Consider the following 14,833-nt stretch of genomic DNA (forward strand, 5'->3'; position numbering starts at 1 on the left):
GCTTATCTGCTATGACTTTGGCCTTTAAATGGAACAAAAACCGACTGCCAGCTGAACCGGCTGAAAGAGCTTATCTGCTATGACTTTGGCCTTTAAATGGAACAAATTCCGACTGCCAGCTGAACCGGCTGAAAGAGCTTATCTGCTATGACTTTGGCCTTTAAATGGAACAAAAACCGACTGCCAGCTGAACCGGCTGAAAGAGCTTATCTGCTATGACTTTGGCCTTTAAATGGAACAAATTCCGACTGCCAGCTGAACCGGCTGAAAAGGGACAAATAGTGACACAAAATGCAGGCCATCTTCTTTTTAATAGATGATTTTTTTGTTGTAATTTTAAAATATTTAAAAAAAAACTTGCTATACTGCGTCAAACGATGTAATATACACATATAGACAGACAGCAAGGTCTGCTACCCCACCGAATCGGGGCGAGGTTCGGACTTATTAACCAAGTAAAGGATTAAAAAATGTCAAACTTAGTATTCAATACAAAAAAAGAAGCCGTTGAATTTTTAAGAAATATCGAACATTTGGAAGAAATGTCAAACGGCAACTTTTATCCCAAAGGTACTTATTACCTTGCCCACGGCGAATATAGCCAACCCGAATTTAAAGCTGTCAAATATAAAGACGGCTGGGGAATCAAAAAAATCCACTTTTACTATCCTAATACATTTCACACACCGAAAGACGGGCGCTGTATTGCGATCAGCGACTGGGACGGCAGCACTGATTTAGTCCTGCAAGATTCTTTTTATTGATTAATCCGCCACCCTTTGGGGTGGCAGCCCATACCGACGGGCAGTGTCGGCAAACCAACAGGAGCAAAAAAAATGAAAGCAACATTAACCATCGAAAAACGCGGAGAAGGCTATATTTATGACCTGTTTTCAGACAAAGCAACTAAACGCGGAGTGAAGTGTGGGTTAACCCCACTTGCGGCCGCAACAGAAGCGACAAAGATTTTAGCCAATCTAGCTACATCAACAGGTGCGGCCATAGTAGCACCGCCGGAGGTATTAGAATACATCCCTCCCCATCTAACAGGAGATACCGAGCCAACCGATAAGGTTAAACGAATTAAATCCCTTGAAATTGTGGCAGATTTGCTGATTGTCATTTACGGCGAGAAGGCAAAAATACCATCTAATGTAGAAAGATACGCAATACACAACCCAATGCAGGCAATCGGGCTGATTGTACAACGACGCGAGTTTCCAACCGACAGCCCAAAAGTAGCTGAGCTGATGGACAAAATCGAAAACCCTGATGATTTTAATTTTAGCCGTCCCGCAAACCTAGAGGAGCAGGCGGCATTTGATTTAAGATTGTACAAATCGCCCTATAACGCGCAATAACACGTAATGGCTGGCATGCAAAATGTCAGCTTTTTTAACGGAGCAACAATCATGATTAACAATATGGAGTTTGGATATACCCCAGCTAACCTTAAGCGATTACGCCAAGAATACGGTTTGACGCAACAACAGGTCGCAGACATAACCAAGTCAGCACTACCGACGGCTCAGCGATGGGAGATGATGCCAGGACAAAAAAACTACATCAACATGCCACATACAAAATGGCTAGAATTATTACAATTTATAGCTCAGAGGTAAGGAACTAACATGATTATAATAATTTCTGCCACATGCATGGTTTTGGTATCTGGTCTTTTTGTTTTTTTCTCCCATAAATTCGGATTAGACAGAGACGAAGCCTGCCAGCTAATTGTGAGAATTTTTATTTCACTTTTAGTAATAGCGGGTTTAATTTACTTTTTTTACTATTATTTTACTCTTATTTTAGGAGTATAAATTTTACTCAAGTCCCATTCCCTGAGTTAAATGGAAAATAAGTCATGCTTTATTGAATATCATGTACTATACGATAGTATAAGAACAACTACCGCCCTTACGGTTGGTCAATATGTTTTTATGTAATCATAAAAAGCATAATTACATAAAAACACATTTACACATTTATATAAAATAGTATTTACTTATTTGTGCATTATGGTATAATTCATTCATAAATAAGCAAAAGGAGATTGAAATGTTTTACTTTGACCGGAAACAATACAAAATTGTAGAAGTTTCTGAGCTTGATGTAATTGCGTTGTTTGGTAAATCTGAAGCAGATTTTGAACGAATGACGGTTCGTAATCCAGATATGTTGGTTTACTCTTCAGAAAAGTATGATGACGGATATTCTGTATTTGAAGCAGATGGATATGACCGTTTGAAATTATTGCTTCAGGTCTGAGCAAAGAATCAGCAGAACACTTAACTAATCTAAAAAATGCAATTTCTTCAGCTGCGAATGATTCAGACGGATTCACCTATATCTTCGATACACGCGAAGAAGTAATTAACCTGATTCGTGAGGAATTAGAAGATGAAGCCGCATGGGACTTAGATAATGATTGGGATTTGGAAATTATTAAAAAGCTGAGACTGGCGATAGCATAAAGACAATAAAAGCCGTTTGAATTTTCAGACGGCTTTTTAATTAGGATTAAATACATATTTACATAAAAATGTATTTACATTAAAAATAAAAAGCATTATAATGTAATTATGAAAACTCACAAAGGAGTATTAAAATGATTATATCGTTTTTGAATCAGAAAGGCGGTGTTGGTAAAACTACGCTCAGTACCAATGTGGCGTATGCTTTATCACAGCGAGGGTATAAAGTATTGTTGGCTGATGCTGACCCTCAAGGCAGTGCGATTAGTTGGGCGGCTGTTCGAGGGAATAAGGAATTGCCGTTTACTGTTGTCGGTATGGCAAATGCTAGTTTGCGTCAACAGTTACCACGTATGCAGGAGCAAGATGGTTACGAATTTGTAATTATTGATGGTGCGCCACGGATGACAGAATTATCACGTGCAGCAATTATTGTTAGCGATTTGATTGTAATGCCAATGCGACCGTCCGGCTTTGATATTTGGGCAACGGAAGAGTTAAAAAGTATGGTTGATGAAGCACGCATTTATAAGCCGGAAATAATTACAGCGGTCTGTCTAAATGCTGTTATTAACAATACAAAATTAGCAAAAGAAGTAATTGCCGATATGGAAGAAAATCATTGGTCATTTTTTGAGACAACTATTACCCAGCGTGTAGCTTTTGGCAATGCCGGTACACAGGGGCTATCTGTTATCGAATTAGACCCGTATTCAGAAGCGGCGAAAGAAATTGAACAATTAACTGATGAAATTGTATCTTTGAAAGGATAAAAAAATGGCAATTCAACGACCTGATAAGTCAGCCAATAATAATCAAAACGCAATCGATAAATGGGTTGAAAACCGAGATAACAAAGTGGTTGTGTCTAAATCTGAGAATGTGTCAGAAGAACCAATAAAACGGTTTACCGTTTTAATGCCTGAATCGATGCACCAAGAATTAAAAATTTATTGCGCACAGCATAGTATTTCTTTGAAAGATTTTGTAATTCAGGCGATTCAAAATGAAATGCAGCGGTAATGGCTAAAACATAAAGATGTAAATATGTTTTAATGTGAAAATGTAATTTTGAAAAGGAGTTATCCAATGTTAGGAGATTTTGATTATGAAGTGGCTTTAGAGATTTTAGGCCAAAGTCAGCAACCTTTAGTTCAGGCTCGCTATGATGAATGCAATAAAGAAAACCCGAATCCGGAGCTTTTGAAATTTCTACGTAGCCGTATGGCCGTTGTAGATGAGCTAATGAGCAATTTGAAACCTGATGATGAATACCTGATTAAACGCATATTGGATAAAAATGATGTTCTGAGAAAGTTGCTGTGATGGAAACTAAATACCAAGAGCTATCAAAAGAAAGTATCCAGTCTATTGCTAATGAGTTCTTTGAAGATAAAATTCATCTAATTGAAGTTCAAGATAAACCCAAAGCGATATTTATTGCTGGGCAGTCAGGTGCTGGAAAAACTCAAGCGGCAAATTTAGTAAAAGCTGAATTAAAAGACAATGGCGGTTACGTGCCAGTTGATGCCGACCGTATGAGGGAAAAATTACCTACGGGCGGCATTGCTTACCCATCTGAACAAACTCAGAAAGATGCAGGAGCTTTGGTAAGTGTATTGAGAAAAAGACTGATCCAAGAAAGGATAAACTTTTTTGAAGAGGGTACATTCCGTGATAGTGAATCGGTAAAACAAGGACTGGTTTTTTTGAAGTCTCAAGGCTATCAGGTAGAAATGGTTGCTGTTGCAACCAGCTTTGAAAAGAGCTTATTGGGGATTCATGAGAGGTATGAGCGACAACTCAGTTCAGGAGCTTCCAATCCTAGATTAGTGCCTGCTGATTACCATCAAAAAGCCTTTGATGGTTTTACCAATACATTTCAAAAAACTGCTCATTTGTTTGACCGTGTTCGGGTTGTAAACAGAATGGGGCAGGAACTCTATGATTCACATAGAAAGGATAATACACAGACAGCTTACGAAGCCTTGCAGTCTGGCCGTAAAATGAGTGTTCAGGACTGGCAGGAAGTTCAAACAGGCTGGGAGCGTGTGATTGAATCTGCCAAACAGCGCGGCAATGCGACAGAACAGTATATGGCCGATGTTACCGCGCATAAAAACCGAGTTTCGGCGGCACTTCGGGCTGAGAAATTTAAACCGGAAGGCATGACCGAAAAGGCTCAGACGGCCAAAGCCAATAAGCAGCGTATTAAACATAAAAATTCTTTAATGTAAAAATGTAATTATGTTTTTACATAATTACATTAAAATGCTAAAATATAAATATGTTTTTTCAGGTAGATGAAGATGGAGCAACTAATTTTAGATAATGACCGAGACCGCCGCGCCGCCCAATGGTTGATTCAGACCGTAGGGCAGGAGGCAGTAAACGAGGCGATACAGAAGCTAGCCGGAAACCGGAAACCCTATATTAGCAATGTGGCAAAAATATTAGGCTTGGAAATACCAAAACTTGTGATATTAACGCCGCAAGAAACAGCCAGAGAAAAAATTGCCGATATACGCGCTATTTTGAGAGCAAAGAAGAGTTATTAGTGGTAGCTTCTTCATCAGCTAGTTTCCGCTTGTATTCTGCCCATACTCTTTTTACAGTAGCTTCGCTGCAACCGACCAATCGGGCGGTTTCCTTAATTGTATTGTGTGGACGGATTGATATAATCTGTTCGTGTTGTTTCAAATCTGCTGGCCGCCCCTGATAGCGGCCTTTCTTTTTAGCTTCTTCAATCCCCTCACGCTGTCGCTGGCGGCGTGTTTCATAATCTTCATGTGCCATATTTAAAGCGATTTTCAACAGCATACTTTGACAGGCTTCCAAAATGATGCGTTCCATTTCTGAACTTGGATTCAGTTCGTTCAAGTCGATAATTTGAGGCACAGCGATATACGCGCCTTTTTCCTTGATCCGTGCAATCAGCTTTTCTGCTTCTATCAACGGCAGACGGCTTAACCGGTCGATATGTTCGGCAATCACAACATCATTAGGTTGGAGGTCATCAATTAACTCTTCCAACTTAGGGCGGTTAGGATTTACGCCGCTACCTTTTTCGGCGTAAACCTTTGCAACATAATAGCCTAGCCGCCTGGCTTCATCGGCTAGTTTTTGTTGGCGTTCCAAGTTTTGCTGTTCGGTACTGACACGGCAATATATACGGGCGATTTTCATAAGTATCTTTCAGCCTCTTGAATCTGATAGTCGAGTTTCAATAATAAACTGTGTTTGGCTTCATTGAAATCTAAGCAAATAATGGTATTGGCAGCGAAGTTCCAATACCAAACGTCATTAGTTATTCGTGATGATTCTTTTATCTCATGGGCTTCTCTATAAGAGTGAACATCAAACAGCCATTCGTTATCAATATCTTTGTGCGGTTTAAATGTAGTTTTTTTGATAATGGCCGTTAATGTTTCCTGCGGTTCATCAGCCATAAATACCTCAGAAAGAGTGAATTGGCAGATTGAATCAGCTTCTACAAGATATAAAGATGTTCCCATTTTAACTGGTACTAGTTCGTTCATCTTATTCCCCTTTTCTGTTTCCGGAAATCGTTAGTGTACACAGGCTTATTGGTTGATCCGTTCCGGAGCTTTCTGTATTTGCTAAAGCCGGAGCATTCAATACCGCTAAGAGTAGGGCAGTAGTACGGCAGTTCATGTTCAATTTCTTTCTTCATATAAAAAGCCCTTATCCTATTCGTTGTTTTGTGATGAATAAGGATAAGGGCTTTTGTATTTGCTGTTCTGCGCTTTCAGTTCAACAATGATTTTAACTCTTCAATGATACCGGCGGCCTTGATAAAGTTTCGGGTTGCTCGACTGGTATCACGCATTTCTTTTGCGGTTGTTTTCCGTAATTTGTTATATGGCCGTTTTTTCAGTTGGATTTTGGCTTGTAACAATTTTTGACGGCGTTCGGCCTGAACATTCAGACGGTCTTGAATAACGATGTGTAACAGGTCAGTTTTTCGGGTTACGGCAGTAATATTCATTGTACCTCTCCTTCATTTTTGCTTATGTTCCATTTATCTGCTGAACACACTTGGTCAGCATCAACATAACGAATGCGTTCTCCTTGAATTGAATTGTACAATCTTCCATATACGCGAATTTTTAAACGTGCGTTAGGCATTTTTTTTAAAACATCACAATACATTAAATAATATTTTTTAGACCGTCTATTAAATGAATGTGTGCATTCAAGTAAATGTTCTCCTTCCCAGTTAATAGGTTGTTCTGGATAAATTTTTCTTTTCAAAAAAAGAATTTTCATATAGCCCCCTCAATTCTATAAAGTTTTCTGCCATGATGAATATAGGCCAATTTAAGTATATATAAATGAGCCAGTTAAATCTTGAGTGTTTTAACTGGCTCAATAATACCATAACGGATTTAAATGAGCTAGTTATTTTTGAGCTATTTAAACGATCCTTTAAGTATTCAAGTTAATTTTATTCTTCCACAGCTTGAAAATCTGCACCGTTACAATCAGGCTGGCCACACTTCAAAAGCAGGTTAGGCTTGCCCCAAACTTGCGCGGAACAGCACGGGCAGCGGTATTTGATGCGATTGGATTTATTGACTGGTTCGGTCGGCGGCAAAACAATCAAATCTTCATCTTCCTGCCCACCTTCGCCGTTATCCTCGCCGCTTTCGTCATCAACAAAGGCAGGCTGTATCGGTTTGCCGATTGTTGGCGGAAACACTAAAGCCGTAGGCCGTTCAGGAGGGAATCGGTCAAACCATGACAAATTAAATTCATCGGTCATTAGCTCGCTGCAAGCTCGTTCAAAATCGCCGCCGCTTACAATGTAATGCGACATTTTTTCTCCGGTTCGCTTCCCGCCTTCCGCGCCCGTGTTACTGGGGCAAAGCCCGATTGAATCCATCTTTGCGCCCCATTCTTTATTATGGTAGCCGCGCCGCCCTGGCTTGCCGTAATGGAATTGCCACAAATGCACCATTTCATGAACCATTGTTGAAAGGGTCTCTTCAATACTTCTGATTGCAAAGTAAGAAGGATTCATTGCGATTTCATCAACCAACTGCCCATTTTTACTGCCGACGAAACGCTTGCAGCTGAAATAGCCGTAAGTGCGTTTTTCGCGTTGAAGGGTAATTAGACAGGGAGGCAAGCCACCGTCAAATAGGCGAGTATTGAAAAAGTCATAGGCGGTTTGCAGTTCATTATAAGTTTCAATAGTAGGCAGGGCGCGCATAGCTTCTCCTTTTATTGGATTGGCTCAAGCTCACCAAAGAGAAAGGAAAGCAAATGTTCAAGGTTATCAAAATTTGCACCAAGCGCGGCACTGAAATTGATGTTGCTACCTATTCAAAAGGCTATTTAGCCGTTTGGAAAAGGGATAACGACAGTAAGGCCGTTTTCAGCACTTTACCGAGAATAAAAGTTTCAGGTTTACGACAAGCTAAACAGGAAATTCAGGCCATTTATAGACCCGATACGGTCATTTAAGAAAGGAAAGTAAAAATGAAAAGTATTACAGAGCGCGTAATCAGCGATAGAGAAAAAATGAATTTTCTGCCTAAAAAAGTAGGTTCAGGATTCTGGGCATTTGAAAATATTTTGTATCAAATCACAGCCGATTTATCACAAGACTACACAGGCGGAATGTGGGACTTTGTAGAACTCAGTAACGGCGGTTTTTACTGTCGGCCTGATGATGATTCATTGTTTCATTGTGTGAATATGGCCGGAGAATCAGCCGATTTAAAAAATGATTCAGTCGGTATTTTTGCCACAACAGCGGCACTTGCTGAATTGTCATGGCGGTTTAACGATGAACGTATTCTCAAGAATTATGACCTATTGCAACAGTACATTGAAGAACGCGCCGAGCGTCAAACACTGCGGCGGATGATGGATTAAAAGCAATTATTCAGACGGCCTTTAGGCCGTCTGTAACCAAATTTAAAAGGAATAATCATCATGAAAAAATTAACCTTAAGTGAATTAAATCAAGCCTTGAAAAAATATATTCAGGCATTGCCCGAAAAAAACAGCCACTTTATGAGAAAGTATTTGAGCTGCGTGGATATTTTGTAAATCAGAAAACTGTAACAGGTGCATACTGGTTTGAAGATGTGGGAGCGGTTGTTTATATCGGAGAATTTGGGTCAGGATTTCTTACCGTTACCGCTTTTTCAGGAAAGCGGACAAAACCGGATTTTAATTATTATGTAAAATCTGCCGAAGAAGTGGAAGCAGATATTCAGACTTTCTATAAACGGCTTTGCCGTTCACAAGCAGCAAAAGTAGAACAGCGGAAACAAAACCGACCAACAAATGCAGATGTTCAAATCGGCGATATTTTTGAATCGTCATGGGGATATGAACAGACTAACGTCAATTATTATCAGGTTGTCGGTTATCGCGGAAAATCGATGGTTTTAGTTCGTGAGATTGCCGCAAACAGAAAAGAAACCGGATATTTTAGCGGTGTATGTACCCCTGCTGAAAACTATTTTATTTCAGATGAAATTTTAATTCGTCGTGTAACTAATGGCCGAATTAAAATTGATGAAATTATTACAGCGCATAAAGCTGAATATCAGGAAATTTCAGGAAAAAAAGTATATTCTGAAAACCCATATTCAAATTATTATTAAAAACAAGCTCCCGAAAGGGAGCTTGTTTTTAATCTTTAGATTTGTCTTTTCTTCCACTGAACCGGATAGAATCAACGATTATTTTAGTCTTTTCATGCTTTACGCCATCTTTATCATACGAATCATAATTTAAACGTCCTTCAACTAAAACAGAAGAACCTTTATCCAACTGTTCATCAATAAAAATTGCATTTTTACCGAAAGCAGTCAGATTATGCCAAACCGTTCTATTTTCTTTTGATTTGAAATCATATTCCTGCGTAGCAATAGAAAAATCTATTGCTTTTCCATCTTCGCCATATTCTTTCAAATCGTATATATTTCCAATCAGACCCTCAATAATTACACGTTGAAAACTCATTTTGATTCTCCTTTTTTCTCAATTTCACGTTGTCGCAATAAATCATCGCCACGAATTTTAAGCTGATGTTCAAATCCAGGATTCTCTTTGATACGGTCGAGAATATATAGGAATGCTCCTGTAACTGTGCCTCTATCTTTTGGGAATTTTGTTAAATCGGTTAAAGCACCGATTGTGATTAATTCGTGTTCTCTCTTTTTACGATTATTTGATTTTCGTTGAGAGTCTGCTTTTTTTAATTTAGCAAGAATTGCCTTTTGTTGCTCTTTGGATTTTTCGCGTTCAATTTGATATTCAGTATCACGTTTGTATTCACGATAGTGATTATTTAAAAGGCTGGATAATGCGTTTTTCTCTATCGCTGACTTTTCAGGTTGATTGTTTAAATCAAAAATCATTCTTTCATTTGATGTTAGTTTTTCCTTTTTTTCCAATTCTGAAAAGTATTCTGATTTCCATGTTTCAAAGTCTTTGATTTCCATATATTAGCCTTTAAACTCAAAAATTCGGTAAATCAGTATATAGCATATCTATTAGTTTGTGTACAGAATTTTTTGTTTTTCGGAGTATTCAAAATAAGTTGATTTTGAATACAGGTAACTTCTAATTCTGCAGTTGTCCTTAGTAATAAGGACAACTGCAGAACTTTCGTGTAGAATACAAGCACGATTACTCGTTTCTCTTCGAGAAACGACAGGATTTATTAAAAACTATTTAAAATCATGGCTATATATAATCTTGAAGTAAAAACTGGATTGAAAGGCAACGGCCTCAGACACGCTCAATATATTGAGCGTGATGATACCTATTTGCCTATTGATTCTGTTACTGATGAAAGTACCGAACGCCATGATGAATACATTACCCGACAGAACAAATATGCACACAAATCAGACCTGATTGAAACCCGTAGCGGCAATATGCCTAAATGGGCGGAAAAGGCTGATGATTTTTGGGCAGCAGCGGATAAATACGAAAGAGAAAACGGAAGGACTTATCGTGAACTTGAGGTATCTCTACCAAGAGAACTAACCGAAGAACAGCATATTGAGTTGATTGAGCGATTAGTAAAGAATACAGTCGGGAATCGTCATGCTTATACTTGGGCTTATCATTGCCCTATGGCTGCCGATGGGGAAAAAAATCCGCACGTTCATTTTATGTTTACCGAGCGAGAAAATGACGGTATAGAGCGAAGCAAAGAGCAGTTTTTCAGACGATACAATCCAAAATATCCCGAAATTGGAGGAGCGAAAAAAAACCGGTTTTTTAACAGTCGCCTGTTCATTCATGCTATCAGAAAAGAATGGGCAGCAACTGCAAATTACTATATGGAAGAATTAGGACTTCATATCCGAATTGACGAGCGTAGTTATAAAGAGCGCGAGATTAACTTAATTTCGCAGCATTGGCAAAAACAGTTTTTTTCCAATACTGAAACGCAAAAATCTTATGATTTTGCAACAAGTGAAAGGCTGTCTGAAATCCGTAGAATCAATGGCCAGCGTATTATTGAAAATCCTGAAATTGCCTTAAAAGCCTTAACCAGTAAACAATCCTATTTCACAAAAAAAGAATTGGAAAAATTCATTTTTACACATACCGATTCTGAACAACAATATTTAGAAGCCTATAATGCCGTTCTAATGTCAGAGCAGTTACAACAAACTGCAAAAGACGGTTTTTATACCAGTTTTGAGATGTATGCAACTGAAGTTGAATTACTGAATTGCATTGCGCGAGCCAATAAAACCATTGTTGCTGGAAATAGAGATTTAGAAGAAACGCGGAAACAGGTTATTGCAAAACGGACTTTCAACCCTGAACAAGAAACCGCTTTCAAAGTGCTTACGTCTGATTCGGTTGTATCATCAGTTAATGGTGCAGCAGGTACAGGAAAATCTTATGTTTTGGGTGCGGTTAATGAGGTTTATCAGCAAAACGGTTATGCTGTTTATGGCGTGGCTTTGCAAAGCAAAACTGCCGACAATATGCAGCAGGATATTGGTGTAAAATCCTCAACTATTTCCAGATTTTTGATGGGTATTGAAAACGGAAATATCCGTTTAGATCATAAATCTGTCATCATCTTGGACGAGGCCGGTATGGTCGGAAGCCGTGATATGCTGGCATTGCTTTCTGCTGTCGAATCTAATCATGCAAAAATCCGTATGGTAGGCGATTCATTCCAACTTTCAGCCGTTTCCGCCGGTAATGCTTTTGCCAAAGTTCAAGAACATTTGAGCAATGATTATCAGGCTTCTTTGTCTCAAATCATGCGCCAAAAATCCGCAGAAATGCGAGAAGCTAGTATTGCATTATCCAAACATGATGTTAAATCCGGCATGGATATTTATTGGAATTTGGATAAATTCAACAGATATGAAATGCAACAATCTGCTGCTCGCCATTTGGTTGCTGATTGGTATCAAACTGAAAAATCACTATCCAAAGTCATGCTGGCCTATACCAATAAAGACGTAGCAAAACTTAATCAGCAAGCACGTACCTTATTGCGTGATGACGGTACATTGTTGGGTAAAGACTATACGGCTTTTGTGAAACATGGAGAGCGGACGGCAACGATTGATTTAGCCGTTGGCGACAAGATTATTTTCCGTGAAAATAATCGCGAATTAGGTGTATTCAACGGTAGTATCGGTACAGTTTCATTTCTAAGTGGCTATAATAATGAGGCCGAACAAATCACAGTAACATTAGATTCTGGTCGTGTAATTGAATTTGGTTTGAACGATTACAACAGTATTCAACACGGCTACGCTAGTACCATTCACTCATCTCAAGGTATTACCGTAGATAACGCCTATCTCTTAACTTCAAGAAACATGAATGCCAATCTTGCCTATGTGGGTATGACCCGACACAGACAGGATTTGCAAATCTATTATTCTGCCGAAGAATTTGAAGGCGGTTATCATGAAATGGTTAATACCCTAAGTAAAGGCCAACAGAAAGAGTTTGTAGGCGATAAATCCCTGATTGAAGATGTTGAAGCCGCAAAAATTTCACAACTGATAAATCGCCGCGAAACTTTAGCAGATAAAGCCGGTGCAAATCTAAAATTTGAAAATGCGATTGACCGGCAGCTTTCTGAATTACTGTCTGTCGAAAAATCCAAACCTTATGATCGGCTGGCTACCACTCAAGCCTTACCGACTTTGGTAGATTTATATCGGACTTCCCAGCGTGAACAGGGGCAACATATCCAATCCTACAAACTGGGAAGTATCTCGATTGCCGCTGGCGACTATCTGACTTTGCAGCAGGATTTTGAACTGAAAACCGGTTTGTTCAAAAAATTGAGTATTACGGCAGGTACGGAAATTCAGGTTAAAGCGGTTGTGATAAATGATAAAGACAATCATATTTTGGCAACGGCTAACGGACAGGAAATTAAAATTCCGACTACTTACCGAAGCTATACATATTCGGCACGTTATACCGCAGCTTACAATAAAGGCGGCGACTTTACCGAACGTATTAATGCCGCTTATATCAAACGGACACAAGCAACATTGCTCAAATCTGCCAAAGAGCAGAACGCGGAAAATATCCGTGAGCAGCAAAACAGGGGAATGAAACAGCGTTTTGAAACAGAAAAAATGCAGCGTGGCTTGAAATTGTAAAGTTGGAGGTTACTATGGATTCGGTTTATCAGCTTGTCTTTGACAGCAAGGTATTACGCTATTTACTTTATCCGTTATGGAATATGAACGGCAAAATCAATTTTCTGATAGCGTACTTTTTACTGCTGATCGCTACGCTATTGCTTGCGCTAGCTGTGTACCGCTTGAGCGGCAAACTGGTCTTTATCCGGCAACTGGGTAAGCTGAAAACAACGGTCAGCGCGATATTAGCTGTATTGGGCAGCGCGATTTTTTTCATGCTTTTTGACTGGCTTCCTGCCACCGGCGGCCATATCAACCACCCCAAAGACATTCTGATAATGGCCGTATTTTTTTGGCCGGTTGTTCTGTTTTTGGGTATTTCTGCACTCATTTCTTACAACCGAAAACACATCATTATCAGCAAAGGCAAAGAGTATAAAGACTACTTTGTCAGAGGTACGCGCCTGGTTTCTGAACACGAGTTCAACCGTGCTATCGAAAAAGCCTATAAATACGCCGATAACGACGAAAAAGCTAAAATCCAACTGGGAAAGGTTGTAATTCCTCCATCGGTTGAAAGCTATCATATATCGGTTGCAGGTACGACCGGCTCAGGCAAATCACAAACCATGTTTCAGATTTTTAAAGTCATTGAAGCGAGGGAAGAAAACGCGATTGTCTTTGACATTGGCGGCGACTTTGCTAAACGCTATAAACGGCCACAAGATAAAATCTTCAATCCGTTTGATTCTGAAAGTGTGAGATGGAATCCATTAAAAGAAATTCGTGAAAAACGCGATTGCGCGACTTTGGCTGAAGCCATTACCGCAGTCAATGAATCAGACGTTTCCGGTAAACGTTGGGCAGATTACAGTAAAGCGTTTCTGACGGCCATTTTGGAATTTATGTTTGAAAGCGGTATGAGTTCGGTAGAGCGTTTTTTGTATTATGCGTTTGAAGCCGATCAAATCATCTTAACCGACGTTTTGGCCGGTTCAACCGCAGCCGCCTATGTTCAAGAGGGTAATGAAGAGGTATTTCAAAGCATACGCACCACTGCCGTGAGCAAATTGGAAGCATGGAAATATTTGATTCATGATGATAAAAGCGTTCCTGATTTCAGTGTACGGGACTGGATACGTCAACAACCGGCGGAAAGTATCTATCTGACAGTTAAAGATTCAGAATTATCGGCTTTGCGCGATATGGTTAGCTGTTTTTACGCTCTAGCCTTTCAGGAAGCCCTAGACGTTCCTAAGTTCAATAAACGCCTATGGTACTTCCTAGACGAAGTGGACAGCTTGGGCTACATTGTGTCATTGCGCCACGGCCTTACCAAGCTCAGAAAGCACAATGCAACGATTGTTCTTGGTTTTCAGGCTATCAGCCAATTACGTGCAACTTATGGCCAACAGATTACTGATACCTTGCACGTTAACACGCGAGTTCAGATTTCTATGGCCGTAACCGGCGATACCGCAAAATACTTCTCTGACGTATTCGGTAGTCAGGAAATCAACCGCAGACAACAGAATTATTCTGAAAATTCCAGCGGTATGTTCAGCAGCGGTAACAGCAGTTCAACCGTGGCCAACAATGTTCAACGCATTACCGGTAAAACACTGTTGGAATCAGAGTTTTCATCATTGCCGAATTTGACCGGCTATATCCGATTAATAGGCTTGCCTGAAATAACGAAGTTTACTGTTCCTTTCTCAGGATAAA

21 protein-coding genes are annotated in these 14,833 nt (G+C 39.5%); 14 read left to right on the forward strand and 7 right to left on the reverse strand.

Translation table 11 applies throughout. The features are described 5' to 3' along the window. Positions 1-470 precede the first annotated feature (470 nt). The 9 genes from ACTHTY_RS10715 (at position 471) to ACTHTY_RS10755 (ending at position 5,032) form a co-directional block, all read left to right on the forward strand. Complete coding sequence (locus ACTHTY_RS10715) at positions 471-764, forward strand: hypothetical protein (RefSeq protein WP_440367605.1); 294 nt, start codon at positions 471-473, stop codon at positions 762-764. Between the two features lie 72 nt (positions 765-836). Beyond that, on the forward strand, positions 837-1,361 hold the full coding sequence (locus ACTHTY_RS10720; protein ID WP_070649238.1) for a hypothetical protein: 525 nt from the start codon (positions 837-839) through the stop codon (positions 1,359-1,361). Positions 1,362-1,367: 6 nt separating this feature from the next. After that, a complete protein-coding gene (locus ACTHTY_RS10725) occupies positions 1,368-1,622 on the forward strand; it encodes a helix-turn-helix domain-containing protein (RefSeq protein ID WP_283123666.1) in 255 nt (84 codons plus the stop codon). Between the two features lie 436 nt (positions 1,623-2,058). After that, positions 2,059-2,268 carry a hypothetical protein gene (locus ACTHTY_RS10730; RefSeq protein ID WP_440367606.1) on the forward strand — a complete coding sequence of 70 codons (210 nt, stop codon included), beginning with the start codon at positions 2,059-2,061 and terminating at the stop codon, positions 2,266-2,268. A gap of 340 nt (positions 2,269-2,608) precedes the next feature. Continuing rightward, positions 2,609-3,247, forward strand: a complete 639-nt coding sequence (gene parA, locus ACTHTY_RS10735) for a ParA family partition ATPase (RefSeq protein WP_070649226.1) — start codon at positions 2,609-2,611, stop codon at positions 3,245-3,247. Positions 3,248-3,251: 4 nt separating this feature from the next. Then, positions 3,252-3,497 carry a plasmid partition protein ParG gene (locus tag ACTHTY_RS10740; RefSeq protein ID WP_070649224.1) on the forward strand — a complete coding sequence of 82 codons (246 nt, stop codon included), beginning with the start codon at positions 3,252-3,254 and terminating at the stop codon, positions 3,495-3,497. A gap of 66 nt (positions 3,498-3,563) precedes the next feature. Beyond that, positions 3,564-3,800, forward strand: a complete 237-nt coding sequence (locus ACTHTY_RS10745; RefSeq protein WP_070649222.1) for a hypothetical protein — start codon at positions 3,564-3,566, stop codon at positions 3,798-3,800. Next, the gene (locus ACTHTY_RS10750; RefSeq protein ID WP_070649220.1) at positions 3,800-4,711 is read left to right on the forward strand and encodes a zeta toxin family protein; all 912 of its coding nucleotides are present in this window, start codon (positions 3,800-3,802) and stop codon (positions 4,709-4,711) included. The genes ACTHTY_RS10745 and ACTHTY_RS10750 overlap by 1 nt, the downstream gene beginning before the upstream one ends. Positions 4,712-4,783: 72 nt before the next feature. After that, positions 4,784-5,032 carry a cryptic plasmid protein A gene (locus ACTHTY_RS10755; RefSeq protein WP_283123665.1) on the forward strand — a complete coding sequence of 83 codons (249 nt, stop codon included), beginning with the start codon at positions 4,784-4,786 and terminating at the stop codon, positions 5,030-5,032. Here ACTHTY_RS10755 and ACTHTY_RS10760 read toward each other — a convergent pair. The 5 genes from ACTHTY_RS10760 to ACTHTY_RS10780 form a co-directional block, all read right to left on the reverse strand. Next, a complete protein-coding gene (locus tag ACTHTY_RS10760) occupies positions 5,004-5,660 on the reverse strand; it encodes a recombinase family protein (RefSeq protein ID WP_070649216.1) in 657 nt (218 codons plus the stop codon). The two genes, ACTHTY_RS10755 and ACTHTY_RS10760, sit on opposite strands and share 29 nt — an antisense overlap. After that, positions 5,657-6,013 carry a hypothetical protein gene (locus ACTHTY_RS10765; RefSeq protein ID WP_070649214.1) on the reverse strand — a complete coding sequence of 119 codons (357 nt, stop codon included), beginning with the start codon at positions 6,011-6,013 and terminating at the stop codon, positions 5,657-5,659. The genes ACTHTY_RS10760 and ACTHTY_RS10765 overlap by 4 nt, the downstream gene beginning before the upstream one ends. A 230-nt stretch (positions 6,014-6,243) precedes the next feature. After that, complete coding sequence (locus tag ACTHTY_RS10770) at positions 6,244-6,483, reverse strand: hypothetical protein (protein WP_070649199.1); 240 nt, start codon at positions 6,481-6,483, stop codon at positions 6,244-6,246. Next, positions 6,480-6,764, reverse strand: coding sequence for a hypothetical protein (locus ACTHTY_RS10775; protein ID WP_210392296.1), 285 nt, complete (start codon positions 6,762-6,764; stop codon positions 6,480-6,482). The genes ACTHTY_RS10770 and ACTHTY_RS10775 overlap by 4 nt, the downstream gene beginning before the upstream one ends. 178 nt (positions 6,765-6,942) lie before the next feature. Next, on the reverse strand, positions 6,943-7,710 hold the full coding sequence (locus tag ACTHTY_RS10780; RefSeq protein WP_440367610.1) for a SprT-like domain-containing protein: 768 nt from the start codon (positions 7,708-7,710) through the stop codon (positions 6,943-6,945). 53 nt (positions 7,711-7,763) lie between these two features. Here ACTHTY_RS10780 and ACTHTY_RS10785 point away from each other — a divergent pair, with 53 nt between their 5' ends. The 3 genes from ACTHTY_RS10785 (at position 7,764) to ACTHTY_RS10795 (ending at position 9,118) form a co-directional block, all read left to right on the forward strand. Further along, on the forward strand, positions 7,764-7,964 hold the full coding sequence (locus ACTHTY_RS10785) for a hypothetical protein (protein ID WP_440367612.1): 201 nt from the start codon (positions 7,764-7,766) through the stop codon (positions 7,962-7,964). A gap of 15 nt (positions 7,965-7,979) precedes the next feature. Beyond that, on the forward strand, positions 7,980-8,378 hold the full coding sequence (locus ACTHTY_RS10790; RefSeq protein WP_070649203.1) for an antirestriction protein: 399 nt from the start codon (positions 7,980-7,982) through the stop codon (positions 8,376-8,378). 215 nt (positions 8,379-8,593) lie between these two features. Then, a complete protein-coding gene (locus tag ACTHTY_RS10795) occupies positions 8,594-9,118 on the forward strand; it encodes a hypothetical protein (protein ID WP_440367614.1) in 525 nt (174 codons plus the stop codon). Between the two features lie 28 nt (positions 9,119-9,146). On the opposite strand, the gene ACTHTY_RS10800 is transcribed toward ACTHTY_RS10795, so the two are convergent. Together ACTHTY_RS10800 and traD are read right to left on the reverse strand one after the other, a co-directional pair. Beyond that, on the reverse strand, positions 9,147-9,479 hold the full coding sequence (locus ACTHTY_RS10800; RefSeq protein ID WP_070649205.1) for a single-stranded DNA-binding protein: 333 nt from the start codon (positions 9,477-9,479) through the stop codon (positions 9,147-9,149). Then, complete coding sequence (gene traD, locus ACTHTY_RS10805) at positions 9,476-9,961, reverse strand: conjugal transfer protein TraD (RefSeq protein ID WP_070649207.1); 486 nt, start codon at positions 9,959-9,961, stop codon at positions 9,476-9,478. The genes ACTHTY_RS10800 and traD overlap by 4 nt, the downstream gene beginning before the upstream one ends. Before the next feature lie 240 nt (positions 9,962-10,201). Between traD and ACTHTY_RS10810 the strand changes: the two genes are divergently transcribed. Together ACTHTY_RS10810 and ACTHTY_RS10815 are read left to right on the forward strand one after the other, a co-directional pair. After that, positions 10,202-13,126, forward strand: a complete 2,925-nt coding sequence (locus tag ACTHTY_RS10810) for an AAA family ATPase (RefSeq protein ID WP_440367616.1) — start codon at positions 10,202-10,204, stop codon at positions 13,124-13,126. A gap of 14 nt (positions 13,127-13,140) precedes the next feature. Further along, the gene (locus ACTHTY_RS10815) at positions 13,141-14,832 is read left to right on the forward strand and encodes a type IV secretion system DNA-binding domain-containing protein (RefSeq protein ID WP_440367617.1); all 1,692 of its coding nucleotides are present in this window, start codon (positions 13,141-13,143) and stop codon (positions 14,830-14,832) included. Position 14,833 lies beyond the last annotated feature (1 nt).

This window comes from Neisseria sp. P0019.S002, from assembly GCF_051957155.1.
Taxonomy (GTDB): Bacteria; Pseudomonadota; Gammaproteobacteria; order Burkholderiales; family Neisseriaceae; genus Neisseria; species Neisseria perflava.

Excerpts from the sequence above, each read along its gene's own strand:
- ACTHTY_RS10790 (WP_070649203.1), top strand. The coding sequence starts at position 7,980 with ATGAAAAGTATTACAGAGCGCGTAATCAGCGATAGAGAAAAAATGAAT.
- ACTHTY_RS10760 (WP_070649216.1), bottom strand. The coding sequence starts at position 5,660 with ATGAAAATCGCCCGTATATATTGCCGTGTCAGTACCGAACAGCAAAAC.
- ACTHTY_RS10725 (WP_283123666.1), top strand. The coding sequence starts at position 1,368 with ATGGCTGGCATGCAAAATGTCAGCTTTTTTAACGGAGCAACAATCATG.
- ACTHTY_RS10785 (WP_440367612.1), top strand. The coding sequence starts at position 7,764 with ATGTTCAAGGTTATCAAAATTTGCACCAAGCGCGGCACTGAAATTGAT.
- ACTHTY_RS10730 (WP_440367606.1), top strand. The coding sequence starts at position 2,059 with ATGTTTTACTTTGACCGGAAACAATACAAAATTGTAGAAGTTTCTGAG.
- ACTHTY_RS10810 (WP_440367616.1), top strand. The coding sequence starts at position 10,202 with ATGGCTATATATAATCTTGAAGTAAAAACTGGATTGAAAGGCAACGGC.
- ACTHTY_RS10815 (WP_440367617.1), top strand. The coding sequence starts at position 13,141 with ATGGATTCGGTTTATCAGCTTGTCTTTGACAGCAAGGTATTACGCTAT.
- ACTHTY_RS10720 (WP_070649238.1), top strand. The coding sequence starts at position 837 with ATGAAAGCAACATTAACCATCGAAAAACGCGGAGAAGGCTATATTTAT.
- ACTHTY_RS10765 (WP_070649214.1), bottom strand. The coding sequence starts at position 6,013 with ATGAACGAACTAGTACCAGTTAAAATGGGAACATCTTTATATCTTGTA.
- ACTHTY_RS10745 (WP_070649222.1), top strand. The coding sequence starts at position 3,564 with ATGTTAGGAGATTTTGATTATGAAGTGGCTTTAGAGATTTTAGGCCAA.
- traD (WP_070649207.1), bottom strand. The coding sequence starts at position 9,961 with ATGGAAATCAAAGACTTTGAAACATGGAAATCAGAATACTTTTCAGAA.
- parA (WP_070649226.1), top strand. The coding sequence starts at position 2,609 with ATGATTATATCGTTTTTGAATCAGAAAGGCGGTGTTGGTAAAACTACG.
- ACTHTY_RS10755 (WP_283123665.1), top strand. The coding sequence starts at position 4,784 with ATGGAGCAACTAATTTTAGATAATGACCGAGACCGCCGCGCCGCCCAA.
- ACTHTY_RS10740 (WP_070649224.1), top strand. The coding sequence starts at position 3,252 with ATGGCAATTCAACGACCTGATAAGTCAGCCAATAATAATCAAAACGCA.
- ACTHTY_RS10775 (WP_210392296.1), bottom strand. The coding sequence starts at position 6,764 with ATGAAAATTCTTTTTTTGAAAAGAAAAATTTATCCAGAACAACCTATT.
- ACTHTY_RS10715 (WP_440367605.1), top strand. The coding sequence starts at position 471 with ATGTCAAACTTAGTATTCAATACAAAAAAAGAAGCCGTTGAATTTTTA.
- ACTHTY_RS10800 (WP_070649205.1), bottom strand. The coding sequence starts at position 9,479 with ATGAGTTTTCAACGTGTAATTATTGAGGGTCTGATTGGAAATATATAC.
- ACTHTY_RS10750 (WP_070649220.1), top strand. The coding sequence starts at position 3,800 with ATGGAAACTAAATACCAAGAGCTATCAAAAGAAAGTATCCAGTCTATT.
- ACTHTY_RS10780 (WP_440367610.1), bottom strand. The coding sequence starts at position 7,710 with ATGCGCGCCCTGCCTACTATTGAAACTTATAATGAACTGCAAACCGCC.
- ACTHTY_RS10770 (WP_070649199.1), bottom strand. The coding sequence starts at position 6,483 with ATGAATATTACTGCCGTAACCCGAAAAACTGACCTGTTACACATCGTT.